Source organism: Desulfoprunum benzoelyticum (assembly GCF_014201505.1).
GTDB lineage: Bacteria > Desulfobacterota > Desulfobulbia > Desulfobulbales > Desulfocapsaceae > Desulfoprunum > Desulfoprunum benzoelyticum.
Genome location: NZ_JACHEO010000006.1, coordinates 117,121 through 132,350, shown reverse-complemented (window position 1 = coordinate 132,350; position 15,230 = coordinate 117,121). Strand labels below are relative to the sequence as shown.

14 protein-coding genes and 1 tRNA gene are annotated in these 15,230 nt (G+C 59.7%); 4 read left to right on the top strand and 11 right to left on the bottom strand.

The features are described from left to right. Positions 1-70: 70 nt before the first annotated feature. The 11 genes from HNQ81_RS07470 to HNQ81_RS07420 all read right to left on the bottom strand — a co-directional run bounded on the left by HNQ81_RS07470 (position 71) and on the right by HNQ81_RS07420 (position 12,541). The gene (locus tag HNQ81_RS07470; protein WP_183349876.1) at positions 71-1,711 is read right to left on the bottom strand and encodes a glutamate synthase-related protein; all 1,641 of its coding nucleotides are present in this window, start codon (positions 1,709-1,711) and stop codon (positions 71-73) included. Then, positions 1,669-2,811 (bottom strand): class II glutamine amidotransferase domain-containing protein, encoded by a 1,143-nt coding sequence (locus tag HNQ81_RS07465; RefSeq protein WP_183349874.1) that lies wholly within the window; start codon positions 2,809-2,811, stop codon positions 1,669-1,671. Before HNQ81_RS07465 ends, HNQ81_RS07470 begins: the two co-directional genes overlap by 43 nt. 410 nt (positions 2,812-3,221) lie before the next feature. Then, on the bottom strand, positions 3,222-3,467 hold the full coding sequence (gene tatA / locus HNQ81_RS07460) for a twin-arginine translocase TatA/TatE family subunit (RefSeq protein ID WP_183349873.1): 246 nt from the start codon (positions 3,465-3,467) through the stop codon (positions 3,222-3,224). Between the two features lie 26 nt (positions 3,468-3,493). Further along, on the bottom strand, positions 3,494-3,685 hold the full coding sequence (gene tatA / locus HNQ81_RS07455) for a twin-arginine translocase TatA/TatE family subunit (RefSeq protein WP_183349871.1): 192 nt from the start codon (positions 3,683-3,685) through the stop codon (positions 3,494-3,496). 108 nt (positions 3,686-3,793) lie between these two features. Then, entirely contained in the window at positions 3,794-5,122 is a 1,329-nt protein-coding gene (locus tag HNQ81_RS07450; RefSeq protein WP_183349869.1) for an amidohydrolase family protein, read from the bottom strand. A 19-nt stretch (positions 5,123-5,141) separates the two neighbouring features. Beyond that, positions 5,142-5,984, bottom strand: a complete 843-nt coding sequence (locus HNQ81_RS07445) for a purine-nucleoside phosphorylase (protein WP_183349867.1) — start codon at positions 5,982-5,984, stop codon at positions 5,142-5,144. 2 nt (positions 5,985-5,986) lie between these two features. Further along, entirely contained in the window at positions 5,987-7,384 is a 1,398-nt protein-coding gene (gene thrC, locus HNQ81_RS07440; protein WP_183349865.1) for a threonine synthase, read from the bottom strand. Positions 7,385-7,445: 61 nt separating this feature from the next. After that, complete coding sequence (gene rsfS / locus HNQ81_RS07435; protein WP_183349863.1) at positions 7,446-7,844, bottom strand: ribosome silencing factor; 399 nt, start codon at positions 7,842-7,844, stop codon at positions 7,446-7,448. A 36-nt stretch (positions 7,845-7,880) separates the two neighbouring features. Continuing rightward, entirely contained in the window at positions 7,881-10,337 is a 2,457-nt protein-coding gene (locus HNQ81_RS07430; protein ID WP_183349861.1) for a DNA topoisomerase III, read from the bottom strand. A 575-nt stretch (positions 10,338-10,912) separates the two neighbouring features. After that, the gene (locus HNQ81_RS07425) at positions 10,913-11,977 is read right to left on the bottom strand and encodes a uroporphyrinogen decarboxylase/cobalamine-independent methonine synthase family protein (protein WP_183349859.1); all 1,065 of its coding nucleotides are present in this window, start codon (positions 11,975-11,977) and stop codon (positions 10,913-10,915) included. 156 nt (positions 11,978-12,133) lie between these two features. Next, positions 12,134-12,541 (bottom strand): hypothetical protein, encoded by a 408-nt coding sequence (locus tag HNQ81_RS07420; protein ID WP_183349857.1) that lies wholly within the window; start codon positions 12,539-12,541, stop codon positions 12,134-12,136. A 203-nt stretch (positions 12,542-12,744) separates the two neighbouring features. On the opposite strand from HNQ81_RS07420, the gene HNQ81_RS07415 reads away from it, so the two are divergent. From HNQ81_RS07415 to HNQ81_RS18080, 4 genes are all read left to right on the top strand, one after another. After that, a tRNA-Gly gene (locus tag HNQ81_RS07415) sits at positions 12,745-12,820 on the top strand. Positions 12,821-13,053: 233 nt separating this feature from the next. After that, entirely contained in the window at positions 13,054-13,509 is a 456-nt protein-coding gene (gene rimP, locus HNQ81_RS07410; RefSeq protein ID WP_183349855.1) for a ribosome maturation factor RimP, read from the top strand. A 74-nt stretch (positions 13,510-13,583) separates the two neighbouring features. Beyond that, the gene (gene nusA / locus HNQ81_RS07405; RefSeq protein WP_183349853.1) at positions 13,584-14,948 is read left to right on the top strand and encodes a transcription termination factor NusA; all 1,365 of its coding nucleotides are present in this window, start codon (positions 13,584-13,586) and stop codon (positions 14,946-14,948) included. Between the two features lie 9 nt (positions 14,949-14,957). Beyond that, a complete protein-coding gene (locus HNQ81_RS18080; RefSeq protein ID WP_183349851.1) occupies positions 14,958-15,164 on the top strand; it encodes a YlxR family protein in 207 nt (68 codons plus the stop codon). The last annotated feature ends 66 nt before the right edge of the window (positions 15,165-15,230 follow it).

The window sequence follows — 15,230 nt, the reverse complement described above, 5'->3', positions numbered from 1 at the left end:
CAGGCTCCTTGTTTCAGCGGCGGCGGCAGATCCCTGCCGGCGACGGGCATGATGGTGTGTTCGGGGTGGACTAACAGACATAGTTGATTTTCAGCAGATCGGCGGCATCCCTGTCGGCGATGCCGATGGCGTCCGACATGCCGACCGGCAGGCTCTGCGAGCGGCCGAGCGGCGCCATGATCTTCTTGACCTCCGTCCGGATCGCCATGAAGACCTCGGCCACCCGATCGGCGACGAGGTCGGGATCGAGCCGACGGTAGAGCTTGGGATTCTGGCTGGTGATGCCTTTCGGGCAGATGCCGAGATTGCAGACGTTGCAGCGGCCTTTCTCGTTGCCGAGGCAGCCGGCGGCGGCCTGCATGATGTACTTGCCGACATGGACCCCGGAGGCCCCGAGCATGATCAGGGCCATGCCGTTCTGGGCGATGTTGCCGTTCTTGCCGACTCCGCCGGCGGCGAAGATCGGGATCTCGTTCTGCCGCCCCTGGGCGACGAGGTCGAGGTAGCATTCCCGGACGCAGGAGGCGATCGGATTGCCGGTCGCATCCATCGAGATGTTGTAGGCGGCGCCGGTGCCGCCGTCGATCCCGTCGATCAGCAGGCCGGCGGCGTAGGGGTTGCGCACCAGGTTGTTGAGGACGGCCTTGGCCGAGGTCGAGGCCGAGATCTTGGGGTAGACCGGGACCTTGTGGCCGAAGGCGGTCGACATGGTCTGCACCATCTTCATCACGCTCTCCTCGATCGAGTAGAGGGTCTGGTGGACCGGCGGCGAGGGCAGATCGACGCTCTCGGGGACCCCGCGCAGGCGGGCGATGAGCTTCGAGACCTTGTGCCACATCAACAGGCCGCCGTCGCCGGGCTTGGCGCCCTGGCCGTACTTGATCTCGATCGCTGCCGGATCGCACTGCATCTCCGGGATGGCCCGGATGATCTCGTCCCAGCCGAAATACCCCGAGGCGATCTGGAGGACGATGTACTTGAGGTACGGGCTGCGCAGGACCCAGGGCGGACAGCCGCCCTCGCCGGTGCACATGACGACCGGGATGCCGAGGACCTCGTTGCAGTAGGCGACGCCCTGCAGCAGGCCCAGCCACATATTGGGCGACAGGGCGCCGAACGACATCGAGCCGATGACGAAGGGGAAGATCTCGCGGGTCGGCGGGATCCAGCCGCCGTGTTGGATTCGGTCGAGGAAGTCCTCGGGGGGCAGGATGCGGCCGAGGGTCGTGGTGAGGTTGAATTCGTGGCGACCGGCGTCGAGGGCCGGGTCGGTCAGCATCGAGATGCGGTTGAAGACGATGCGGTCGAGCAGGTTCGGGCCGCTGACGTTGCGCCGTCCGCCCCGCTTCTGGGGCTCACCCTTCTGGTTGTTGAAGAACAGGGTGCGGTGTTCGTTGGTGTTGGGCGCCGGCATGATCGCCTCGTTGGGGCAGACCATCGCGCACATGCCGCAGCCGATGCAGGCGTTGGCGATCGCCGTCTCCTGGCGGATGCCGGTAAAGGTCCGGTATTCGCTGCCCCGCTTCGTGCTCAGGATGTCGAGCCTGGGCAGCCGCTGGCGCCGGTAGGCGAGTCGGATCGCCTCCTTGGGGCAGACCGAGGTGCAGTTGCCGCAGAGGGTGCACCGATCCTCGCGATGCTCGATGATCCAGGGGAAATCGTTAGGGGTCAGGCTGCCTGGGGCAACGGATACGGATCGTGTTGAGACCATATGGTGAGTTCCTTTCTATCGGGTGGAATGATGACGGTATGTTCGCGCATCGGCTGGAAGTCAAGGGCGCGGTCGCGATCCGGGATCATGGCGTCGACGCCGCACATCTCGCTGGCGATGGCCCACTCGCCCGTACGGCCGCCGACGGTCGCCGGACGCAGTTTCTTCTGGTCCATGACCAGCAGGCAGGTCTCGTCGGGCAGGGTGCCGATAACGGCATTCGGGCCGTCGATGATCAGCCGCCGGCAGACGTTGCGGAGCCCGGCGAGGAATTCGCCCTGCGGATGGACGGCCAGTTCCTGCGAACTGAGCGGGGTGATGATGTGCTTGTAGGCCTGCAGCGGCAGCTTCAGCTGCTTCAGCGTATAGTGGAGGATGTGGGTGAAGACCTCGGAATCGCTCTGGTAACCGAGATATCCGGGAAAATGGCGGCCCAGCAGCCAGTCCTTGATCGGCACGAAGGCGGTGTTTTCGCCGTTGGTCATCGTCGAGATCCCCTGGAGAAAGAAGGGGTGGCAGGCGTAGAGGTTGATGCCGTAGTTGGTGTTCTGACGCCCCTGGGCCATACAGACCCTGGACTTGATCTGACCGTCGTGGAGACAGAGGGAATCACCGATCTTGATTGGCCAGCCGACCTCCTTGATGATGGTGACGTCCGGCCAGAACGAGAAAACGGTCAGGTCACCGCCATGCAGTTCGCCGTCCTTGCGCAGGGCCAGCCGGGTCAGCATCAGCTCGTCGTCTTTTTCCTGCTGTGTCCGGTCGGTGAACTTGTCGGGCATGCGGTAGGCCCGGACGAAATAGCGGTAGCGGTCCTTCGACTCGACCAGGTCCCAGCGCATATGGAACTTGTGGTCGTACTTCAGTTCGTAGCCGCGTTCCTCCATGAAGTCGTCGAGGCGACGCCAGGCGGCGACGCTGTGGGCGATCCCGGAGAGGATCGGGAACTTGTGGTTGTAGCGGAAGTCCTCGAACTCCATGCCCCGCAGCAGCAGGCCGAGGCCGGAACCGTCGTACCCTTCCTGCATGGCCTCCATGGCGGTGAGAACCGTATACGGGGAGAACGGTTCGAGAGCGGTTTTCAGGGCTAAACGACACATGTCCTACTCCTGATGGATGAAGGTGAAAGCGCCCGAAGGCGGGTGGCGGCATGGCAGCGGGGTAGACACCGAAAAATACTGTATTGGACAATAATGTAAAATATTGAAGTCAATAATTTACATTTATAGCAGAGTTATGTGGTTGTCAAGAAGATTGTCGTTTATTGATAAACGTTATTTTATCAACGTATTAACTATCGTTGAGTGGGGAAAATCATGCCACCGGAATACTGAAACACCAGTTTCTTCAGCAATAGTGCAAGGTAGAAAAGAGAAAAAGGCAGGGAGATGCGAGCAGGGCAACCGCGGAAAGGATGGCCGGTGAGGGGGATGACGGAGAGGCCGGTTTGGACAGGCCATCGTTGCAGGACTGCAGCGGTGATCAGCCGCGGTCCTGCGGTCGATGGGGCTTACTTGATGACCTTGCCGATATTTTTGACCTGATCGATGGTCTGTTTGACCTCGGCCGCCTCTTTGACGCCGGGGATGCCGTTCATCAGTTCCTTGCCCTCGTCTTCGACATCGCGAATACCCTTTTTGAAAGAGGTTATCGCCTTGCCGAGACCGGCGCCGATCTCGGGCAGTTTCTTGCCGCCGAAGATCAGGAAGGCAATGACGAGAATGACGATCAATTCTGGGGTGCCAAGTCCGAACATGGTGTTACTCCGTAGATAGGTGGATGTCAGGTAGCCTTCGAGCTGTCATTCTTGTCGTCGTCGATTTTTTTCGGCTCTTCTTCTTTTTTAGTCGCATCTTTGAAGTTTTTGATCCCTTTGCCGATTCCCGAGCCAATTTCAGGGAGTTTGCCGGCACCGAAGATGATGACGACAATCACCAGGATGACAATCAGTTCCGGCATTCCAAGTCCAAACATAAAAACCTCTTTGACAGGGCGGTTGTATTCTCACCGGTTGCGACACCTCGTGCTTCAGCAGCATGCAGGTTACGAATGTAGAGCAGTCCGAGGAGAAAGTCAAGGTTGTCATCGCCGGCCCGGCAGCGGGCGGAAACCGGCCGAGATGGTCCGCATCGCCGCCATGACTTCGTGTTCGTCGATCGTCAGCAACCGGCGGTCCCGCATGACGATCCGTCCGTTGATGACCGAATGGACGACATCGCCGCCTCTTGCGGCATATACCAGGTGCGACGGCACGTTATAGAGCGGGATGAGATGCGGTTGGTCGAGGTCGATGACGATGACGTCGGCCTTCCTGCCGACCGCGAGCGAACCGATCCGCTCTTCCATCCCGAGGGCCTTGGCGCCGCCTGCGGTCGCCGCCTCGAGGGTGGATTCGGCGTTCATCGCCGTCGGGTCCATCCGCTCGACCTTGTGGACCTTGGCGACGCAGTTCATCTCGCCGAACATATCGACATTGTTGTTGCTGGCACTGCCGTCGGTCCCGAGCGACACGGTGACGCCCCGTTCGATCATCCGGACGACGGGAGCGATGCCCGAGGCCAGCTTCAGGTTGGATTCGACGCAGTGGCAGACCTTGACTCTCCGTGCGGCGAGCAGATTGATATCGTCTTCGTCGAGGACCACGCAGTGGGCGGCGAGGGTGTTGTCGCCGAGGACCCCGAGCTCGTCGAGGTGCCGTGTCGGAGTGGCGCCGTAGCGCTCCCGGCAGGTTGCCACTTCGGCGGCATTCTCCGACAGGTGGATATGGAGGATGGCGTTTTCCCGGCGGGCGGTTTCGGCCAGGCGGCGGAGCAGATCCGGCGAACAGGTGTAGACGCTGTGCGGCATCACCGCCACGCTCACCAGCGGATGATGGCGATAGTGGCGGAACATCTCCTCGACATAGCTGTGGCCGGCCTCCACCGGGCCGTAGGACGGGGAAGGGAAATCGTAGAGGACTTCGCCGATCCATGCCCGCAGGCCGGACTGCTCGGCCGCCCGGGCGACGTCCTTGGCGAACAGGTACATGTCGCAGAAGCTGGTGGTCCCGGACTTGATCATCTCGGCCAGCGACAGCAGGGTCGAGTGGTAGACGATTTCCGGGGTCAGGCGCCGTTCGAGGGGAAAAATATATTCCTGCAGCCAGGTCATCAACGGCAGGTCGTCGGCGATGCCGCGGAAACAGCTCATCGCCGCATGGGTGTGGGTGTTGATCAGGCCGGGCATGATCAGACCATGGGCGGTATGCAGCCGCTGGGCCCGGGGATGGGCCGCCACCAGGTCGGCCGTGGGGCCGATGGCGATGATGGTGTCGCCGGCAACGGCGATGCCGTGGTCTTCGCGCAGCTCCGACTGGCGGGCGCCGGGCAGGAGGTGCGATCCGGTGATGAGGAGGTCGGCCTGGGGTGTCATAATGGAAAGGAGGAAAGGCTCAGTACGCTGAAGTATCCCGTGCCAGCACAGCCGCGATCAGGGTGGTGATCTGGGGGCCGATCCGGCCGGCGCAGTTTATGATATCGTCGAGCAGGATCGGTTGGAAGTTGTCGGGATCGTTGATATTGGATACCGCCGACAGCCCGAGCACGGCCATCCCGGCATGGCGGGCGACGATGACTTCGGGAACGGACGACATGCCGACGGCGTCGGCGCCGCAGTCCCGAAGCCACCTCGTCTCGGCCGGGGTCTCGAGGCTGGGGCCGGGGATGCAGGCGTAGATGCCGGTGATGACGTTGTTCAGGCCGCAGGCAACGGCGCAGTCCAGGGCGGCCTTGATGAGGCCGAGATCGTACGGTTGCGACAGGTCGGGGAACCGTGGTCCCCAGGCATCGACGTTGGGGCCGCGCAACGGGTTTTCGCCCAGGAAATTGAGATGGTCGCGGATGACCATGATCGATCCGGCCTTGAACAGCGGGTTCAGGCCGCCGGCGGCGTTGGTCAGGATCAGGGTCCTGGCCCCGAGCAGGGACAGCACCCTGATCGGGAAGGCCACTTCGCGGGTGGAATACCCTTCGTAGTAATGGAACCGCCCCTGAAGGACGGCGACTGGCCGGCCGCCCAGCCGGCCGATGATCAGGTTGCCGGAGTGGCTGGCGACGGTGGCCCGGGGAAAATGGGGGAGGTCCGTGTAGGGGATGATCAGCTCCGCCTGGATCCGGTCGGCAAAGCCGCCGAGACCGGTTCCCAGCTGAACGACCGTTTCCGGCAGGAACGGCAGCCTGGCCCGGCAGAAGGCCGCACATTCCAGCACGGCCTCAACGTATCGCCCATGGTCCATGATCAGCGGTAGAGGGCGTTTTTCCTGAGATAATCCCGGATCTGGTCGACATCGGCGTCCATGATCTCGCAGCGGCTTTCCCGCTCGAGGATGCCGGTCAGCGATTCCGGGTAGGTCGGCGGTCGACCGATCGCCTTCTCGACGGCATCGCCGAACTTGGCCGGATGGGCGGTAGCGAGGCAGACCATCGGGATCCCGGGTTTCTGGTGATCCTGGCCGGCCTTGACCCCGACGGCGGTGTGGGGGTCAAGGATGTAGTCGTATTCATTATAGATTTCAGCGATGGTGGCCAGAACCTCGTCTTCGGAAACGGCGGTGGCGGCAAAATCGCGGCGGATCTGGTCGAGATGTGACGAGAGATCGATCCTGCCGGTGGCGGCGAACTCCGCCATCAGCTTTGCGACCTGTTGCGGTTCCTTGTCGAGAAGGTAGTAGAGGTAGCGCTCGAAATTGGAGGCCGCCTGGATATCCATCGACGGGCTTGAGGTCTGGACCACCTGGCCGAGCGAGTAGTCACCCTTGTTGACGAAGCGGGAAAGGATGTCGTTGGCGTTGGTGGCAAGGACGAGCTGGCGGATGCAGCCTTCCGGAAGCATCCGTTTGGCGATGTAGCCGGCGAAGATATCACCGAAGTTACCGGTCGGCACCGAAAAGGCCAGCGATCCGTCGTTTTCGTGACGGCTGACGTGGAGGGCGCTGTGGACGTAGTAGACGACCTGGGCCAGGACCCTGGCCCAGTTGATCGAATTGATCGCCCCGAGGCTGAGCGCCGTCTTGAATTCGATGTCGCTGAAGATCTGTTTGACGATGGCCTGGCCGTCGTCGAAGGAGCCATGGATGGCGATGTTGAAGACATTGTCGTCCATGATCGAGGTCATCTGCTTTTCCTGCACCGGACTGACCCGCTTATGGGGGTGGAGGATGAATATCCGGATCCGGTCCTTGCCGCGGACGCCGTAGATGGCGGCGCTGCCGGTGTCCCCCGACGTGGCGCCGAGGATGTTGAGGACCTCGCCGCTTTTGGCGAGGAGGTATTCGAACAGGTTGCCGAGAAACTGCAGGGCGATGTCCTTGAAGGCCAGGGTCGGGCCATGGAAAAGCTCGAGGATGTGGAGGTTGCCGCAATGGACGAGGGGGACGACATCCGCGGCGTCAAAGGTGGCGTACGACCGGTTGATCAGATTCTTCAGGTCGCTGACCGGGATATCGTCGATGAACCTCGACATGACCTCGAAGGCCAGGTCCGCGTAGCCGAGCCCTTTCCAGGAGGACAGGGTCTGGCTGTCGATGCGGGGAATCGTTCGGGGCAGCAGGAGCCCGCCGTCTTCGGCGAGGCCCATCATCACGGCTTTGGTGAAGGGGACGGGCTGAATCCCTCCCCGAGTGCTCAAGTATTGCATATCGTTGATGTCGTGAAACCGGTAAAATTCCTGGGACGGGAGATATCCCGAAAAGGCGCGATCAGGAAAGCGGAGTGTCCTGTTCGCCGGCAGAGATATCGACACGCCTGGCGTCATGCCAGAGCCCGTCCAGATCGTAGAATTTTCTCTGTTCGTGGTAGAAGATATGGACAATGACATCGTCGAGATCGAGGAGGACCCACAACCCTTCCTGCAGCCCTTCGGCATGGGCGGCCTTCACCCGTTTGTTGCTCAGTTCTCCCTCGATGGCCTCGGCGAGGCCCTGGACATGGCGGGTCGATCGGCCCGTCATGATGACGAAGTAATCGGTGAATGATGCAATTCCCCGGACATCGAGGACCACCACATCCTCGGCCTTGGTGTCGAGGGCGATGGCGGCGCAGAGCCTGGCGATTTCCAGCCCGCTCTTGTCGCGGTGTTCTATCTTGAGTTGTTTCATGATTCTCTTGTGCCCTTTTCTCCCGGGGCTGTCAATTTATTTTTGTTGTTTTTTCGGCGTTCGCGGCGGGAACTCGAAGGTGACCTTGCCGCTTTTCGAGAGCAGCAGATAGGCGTCGAACGGCCGTTTCTTCTTGGAAATGAAGCCCGGGATCAGTTCGGTCTTTCCCTCCTCCAGCATCTGCCGGATATGTTGGGCGGTGATCGGCTTCTCGAGAATGATGCGGCTGATTCTCAGACCGTTTTTGTCGTCGCCGGTCAGGGCCGATTCGGACATATAGGCGGTCGGGGTCTCGTATACCGGTGTGCCGTCGATCGGCGACCGGCCGAGGGGCTCTCCCTGGCGGATGGCCTCCAGGTCGAGATTGCTCGTCGATTCGGCAAAGAGAAATTCGACCTTGTCGTTCACCAGGTGGATGGAGGCGGTGAACGGTTTGCCCTTTTTTGACCGGAAGTCGCTGAAAGGGCCGAGGGTCTTGCCTTCGATCAGGGCGACGATCTCGTTTTCGGCCATGACCCGGCCACCGAGGATCTTACGCAGCCTGATCTTGCGGTCTTCGGAGATATAGGCGGTCGGGGAGGAAAAAAAACGTTTTCCGGCCACAGGACTGAACGGGGCCTCCGGTTCAGTGGCATCGGTCTCGAAATTCTTGACCTGGGAGATGATGTGACGGGTCAGGTTTCGAATTTCCTCCATGAATTTGTGCCGCGAAAATTCACCCTTGAGCATCTTGTTCAACTTCAGCTCCCACTCACCGGTCATCTCCGGCGAAGCGAGGACATCGATCTGCATTGCCTCGAGGAGGGCGAGCAGGTCGAAGGCCTTGCCGGTCGGAGTGAGGTCCTTGCCTTCGCGGACGACGTATTTCTCCTTGATCAGTTTTTCGATGATCGCGGCGCGGGTGGCCGGGGTGCCGAGACCGCGCTCTTTCATCGCGTCGGCCAGTTCATCGTCGTCGATCAGTTTGTCGGAATTCTCCATCGCCGAGAGCAGGGTCGCCTCGTTGAAACGTGGCGGCGGCGTCGTTTCCTGCTCATCCCGGTTTATTTGGATGCAGCTCACCGCGGCCCCGGCGGGAATCGGTTTGAGCACCGTATCCGTGTCATCGTCCTCGAATTTGCCGTAGATCGCCTTCCAACCGGCCTCGAGCAGGATTTTGCCCTCGGTGACGAAGGTCTCGCCGGAGACGACCGATATCCGGCGGGCATTGAGGTAAACGGCCGGGGGGAAGAAGACGGCGAGAAACCGTTGCACCACCATCCGATAGATCTTCATTTCCGGTTCCGACAGGGTGGCCGAAAGGGCAGTGGTGGGGATGATGGCGTGGTGATCCGTGACCTTGCTGTTGTTGAAGATCCGCTTGTCCGGCTGGATATACCCTTTGTTCAGCGCTTCCGTCGCATAGTGGGAAAACTGCCAGTCCGTCTGGGCTTTGAAGACCCTGGTGACAATGTCGTTGTAATCTTCCGGCAGGTGCCGGCTGTCGGTCCTCGGGTAGGTCAGGACTTTGTGGCGTTCGTAGAGGGACTGGGCGATGGACAGGGTCTTCTGGGCCGAAATGCCGAAGCGGGTATTGGCCTCGCGTTGCAGCGAGGTCAAGTCGAAGAGCTGGGGGGAGCGCTGGGAGGTCTTCTTGCTCGTCTCCTCGATTGCCGCCGGCTGGCCGGTGCAGGCGGCGACGATGGCCTCGGCCTTCTCTTTCTCCCAGATCCGGTCGGCGCGCTCGTAGCCGTCATTTTCCTCCCGGATGAAATGAGGATCGATCCATTTTCCCTGATAGGCATCCTGGTCGTAGGCAAAGGTGGCGAGCAGGGTCGAATACGGCCGCGGCACAAAAATCTGGCGGGCCCGCTCGCGTTTGACCAGCAGCGACAGGGTCGGTGTCTGCACCCGACCGCACGGTGTCAGGAAGAAACCGCCTCGCCTCGAGTTGTAGCCGGTCAGGGCGCGGGTGGCGTTGATGCCGATCAACCAGTCTGATTCGGAGCGGCAGAGGGCGGTGTCCTCGAGGGGAAGCATCTCCTTGTCGGATCGCAGTCGGGTGAGGCCGGTCCTGATAGCCTCGCTGGTCATCGATTGCAGCCATAACCGTTTGAAGGTCTTGTGGCCGACGGAGCTGTTCCACACATACTGGATGATGTACTTGAAGATCAATTCCCCTTCGCGGCCGGCGTCGCAGGCGTTGATGATCTCGACGACATCCTTGCGGCGGATGAGTTTCTGCAGGGCGTGCAGCTGCCCCTTGGTGTCGGGCAGTTCCTTCAGGGGGAATTTTTCCGGCAGGATCGGGAGCTTGGCGATATCCCATTTTTGATAGGCGGGATCGATCTCCTCGGGGTAGCGGATGGAAACCAGGTGGCCGATGGCGAAGGACACGATATGCCGTTCCCCTTCGTAATGGGTCTTGGCCTTGGTGAACTTACCGGGCAGCACCTTGACGATGTCTGCTGCGACGCTGGGTTTTTCGGCGATGATGAGAGTCTTTTCAGTCATGAACAGGTTGTCGATCAGGCTGGCTGCGGATTGTCGACCATCGCGTCAGTTGTTCGCCGGATGGAAGCTTGAATGATAGCTGTATCGGCTTTGGTCGAGGACGAAGAATGGAAGCTGGTGTTGATGGGGTACTCGAAGGCTCCGGACGCGGACCAAAACAGAGAGTTGTTGTAAAGGTCGAATATCTGTTTGTCAAATGTATTTTCTATGAAACTGGATCGATTGGTATCGGTAAGATTATAAAATAACGGAAGATTTATTTTTTTCATTGTGGTTGTCGGTGCTCTTGGGACATGGAGAGGATGTCTGCGCGGCAGGGGGCATTGCTAGAACATCTTTTTCCGATGATGTCAACGACTACATTGCCGACGGATCGCTTCGGGCATCGGCCGGAACGCTGGGCCGGGGGAAAGCTCAAATCTTTCCTCCAGCAGGAGATCCTCCCTGTAAGGTTTGGTTTCTTCCCTCTGGTTGGTAGCGGCCGAAGACGCCCGGGATTGCCGGACGGATGCCGTTGTACCATCCTCGTGACGGGATAAAAACGGGATGCCCTCGGAGAAACTGACAGGTTGGCGCTATTTTCTGCTGCGGATAAAGGCCGAGACGTCGCGGGTCATCTCCAGGACCTTGCGGGCATGGTCCGGCGAGATCGATCCGGTGCCGCAGCTGGGGGTGATGAGGGTCTGGGCGATGATCTTGTCTCGTGAAATTCCCAGCTGTTCGAGTTGCGTCGTCTGCTGGTCCCATCTGGCGACCAGGGAATCGGCGGATTCCCTGTCGATCAGCTCCTCGTCGGTCGGCACGATGCCCGTTGCCAGTATGCCACCGCGCTGCAGGAAACTGCGAAGGTGCTCGGGGTAGAGTATCAGCCGGTCGAAAAAGGAGTAGGCATCATAACTGAGGATGTCGATACCGGCATCGAAAATGACCGGCCATTCGGTGTTGGCGCAGACGTGGACCCCAACCAGTCCGCCTTCGGCCCGAACCGCCTCGAAGGTCTCGGCCAGGCAGGCGATGATCTCGTCGGCAGTGATGGTGATATAGGCCGATGACCCAAGGCCGGCCAGGGCCGGTTCATCGAAGAAGAGCAGCACCGTTTCGGCGATTTCCTTCATCCTGCGGGTTTGCCAGCGGGCCTTGAGCGCCAGCAGCTTGACGGCCGCATCCCGCAGCTGGTCATTGTAAAATATGGCTTTGCCCCCCTGATCGACCAGGCCGGTACAGAAGGTGATCGGACCGGTGATCTGGCCTTTGAGGGCGATCAGCGCCTCTTTGTTCCGGTGGGCAATGTCCAGGAAGGTGAAGAATCCCTTCGCCTCCTTTTCGGAGAGTGTAAACCGCGAGTCGGCGAGATCGACGGCGTCTTCGGCGACCGATAGGTATTCTTCATAAAAGGCGAGGATCTCGGCCTCGAATTCATCCTTTTCGGTGTTGATGAACAGCCGGTCGTCCATTTCCGAGATCCCGGGGAGACCGGGGAGGAACTGGCGCAGCATCCCCTCGTCGCGAAAGACCGGAAGCTGGGGCCAGAGGGGGATCTCAGGGGTATGGGCCATAATGAGTTCAATGGCGGCGGCATGCTCCTGCAGCGGCAGGCTGCCGATCAGGACGGGAAGGGCTCGGGGGGTGAATATTGCCATGTCTGGTTTTTGACCTTAGCACCTGCAGTGCAGGCTGGTGGGGTGTGGCCGGCCGATCCGGGCACAACGCAGTGAGGACATCGGGGGTCAGACGTTCGGATAAAAAAAAGGCAGGCGCACAAGCGCCTGCCGGTACCGCCATAGGACGTGGAATCGTCAGTAGCAGGGGACCTCGTACCTCCGTTTCATCGGGTACGGAAAAGACACCCAGTACCGGGTTCCGTCATAGGGATTCTGCTGCCATTCACCACTGACGACCCGTTCTTCGACGCAGATCCGCTGCTGCTCGACGACGACAGGCGGGGCATAATAATAGCGAGGGGTATAGACCGGCGCCGGCGGCGGGGCGAAGGCCTGGCCGATGATCGCTCCGGTCAGCAATCCGAAGGCGACCCCGGCGATGATGTCGCCGTCATGGTGCCCGTGATGGCTGTAGTAGCGGGGGGGAGGGTAGTGATAGTAACCTCCTCCCCCGCGGGGATAGTAACCTCCCCCGCGGGCGAAAGCCGGGGCAGAGACCAACAGTAACGATACCAGGCAGATGAAAGCGGATAATTTTTTCATTGGCGATTTCCTCATGGGTTGGAAAAATTGCATGCTCGTACCAGTCCCACAGTCGAAATATGTGGAGATTTTTGCTTTTTGTCAAGATCCGTGAGGCAGGTTTCAGCGGGAATCGAATTTCCCGTCGGCTGTTCTTTCGCTTTTGCTTCATGCTTGACAGGCCATCACTAATATGGTTATGTAACGCCGCTGTTGTATCTGGTGCGGGTGTAGCTCAGTTGGTAGAGCACAAGCTTCCCAAGCTTGGGGTCGCGAGTTCGAGCCTCGTTGCCCGCTCCATTTCCAGAGCGGGACCGGTGTATCTGGTCGGTAATCGTTCTGTTCCGGTATACTTCCTGCAGAATTTTTGCAGGCAGGCTTTGGAAAGTGGGCAATGCCCGCTTTTTTTTATGCCCGTTGACCGGAGAGGGGGGTTGTCTGTCAGGTTGAGACTCCGGTTGATCATATTGAATTTACAGAATTAAGTTGTTTGGCCGGAAAATACCGGTTGGCTGGCTGGGCGCGATGAAAATATGAGTGATCATGTAGCGGACAAGGTTCGGGCCTTTGCTGAGGTCCTTCTGCCGACGATGGGATTGGAACTGGTCGATGTCCAGTTCCGCCGGGAAGGGCATGGATGGGTCCTGCGTCTCTTTATCGACCGGGAAGAAGGCGTCACCGTCGATCATTGTGCCGACGTCAGTCGTGAAGTCGGACAATTCCTTGATGTCGAGGATGTGATCGATCATCCCTATCACCTCGAAGTGTCGTCGCCCGGCCTCGAGCGGCCGCTGAAAAGTGTCCGCGATTTCAACCGGTTTCTCGGCAAGAAAGCGAAGGTCAGGGTCCATGAAAACGTTGACGGCCAGAAGGTGTTTGTCGGAATCATCAGCGAAGCGTCGGAAGAGGCGATACAGCTCGATCTCGAGGATGGGGGTAAAATTCGTGTCGCCTTCGATCAGATCAGCAGGGCCAGGCTGGTGTTTTGAAGTGAATAGTTGAAAATTCGGGGAATGACAGAATTACATTCTCGAGATAGAGACGGTAAAGGATGGGGTAAAGCATGTTATCGGAATTGAAGCGCATAATCGACCAGATCAGCAGGGATCGCGGCATCGACAGGAGGTTGCTGATCGAGGCCATTGAAGAGGCGGTACAGTCGGCCGCGCGCAAGAAGCTGGGAAGCCGGCGCGAAATCGAGGTCCGCTACAACGAGGAATTCGGCGAGGTCGAGGTTTATCAATTCAGGAACGTCGTCGAGGTGGCCGAAGACGAGCAGACCGAAATATCCATTGACGATGCCCTGCTCCTTGACCCTGAAGTCCAGCTTGGCGACGAACTGGGCGAAAAGATGGAAAACATCACCGATCTCGGCCGGATCGCCGCCCAGTCGGCCAAGCAGGTCATCATTCACAAGATGAAGGATGCCGAGCGCGAGGTCATCTACGATATGTTCAAGGATCGTCTCGGCGAGGTCGTCAGCGGGATCGTCCAGCGCTTCGATCGTGGCAATATGATCATCAACCTCGGTCGTACCGACGCGATCCTGCCGAAGGACCACCAGATCCCGAAACGCTCCTTCAAACAGGGGGACCGCATCCGTGCGTACCTGATGGAGGTGCGCCAGACAGCGCGCGATTCCCAACTGGTCCTCTCCAGGACCTGTGACGAGTTCCTGGCCAAGCTTTTCCAGATGGAGGTTCCGGAGATCTCCGAGGGAATCGTCAAGATCATGGGCGTCAGCCGCGAGCCGGGTTTTCGCGCCAAGATCGCCGTCAGTTCCTCCGAAAGCGACGTCGATCCGGTCGGTGCCTGCGTCGGGATGAAGGGTTCCCGGGTGCAGAATGTCGTCCAGGAACTGCAGGGCGAGCGGATCGACATAGTGACCTGGAGCCCGGATCCGGCCAAGTATGTCTACAACGCTCTGGCCCCGGCCCACGTAAGCATGGTCATGGTTGACGAGGAAAACCATTCCCTGCTTGTGGTCGTGCCGAACGATCAGCTGTCGCTGGCGATCGGACGTCAGGGCCAGAATGTGCGCCTGGCCTCGAAGCTTCTGGGGTGGAGAATCGATGTCAAGAGCGAGCAGCGCTATGCCAATCTCGAGGATCCAGGGTATCGGTCACTGCTGGAGATTGAAGGCGTCGACGAGGCCTTGGCCGACACGATCCTCGCCAAGGGCATACCGTCGGTTGAAGCGCTGGCCCGGGCCCAGGTCGAGGAACTCACCGTCATCCGCGCCATCGATGATGAATTTGCCGCCTACCTGATTCACGCGGCCGGAAAGATCAGCGGGGAATCACCAGCGAACTTCGCCCCGATTGCTGTTGCCGAGGAGCAGCCTTCGGAGGAGAATCAGCCAGATGGTGATCAAGATACCGATACGGTGGGCGAAGGCAATGGGGATGATGAACCGCACATCATGTGATGTTCACCCATGACGGAACCTGTTCGGACTTGTGCCGCCTGCGGGACAAAGCGAGGCAAAGGGGAAATGCAGCGCTTTGTCTGGGGGGATGAACAGCCGGTTCGGGATGCCGATGGGCGCTGCAAGGGTCGCGGAGCATATTGCTGCCGGGATGAAATTTGCCTCGAAAGGTTCCTGAGCCAGAAGAAAAAATGGAAAAGACTGTTTCGCCTTTAGGGAAATACTCTTTATAATACTTGAGAGAAAGCTGTGCCGCTGCGGACTGCCAACTCTGAGAAAGGA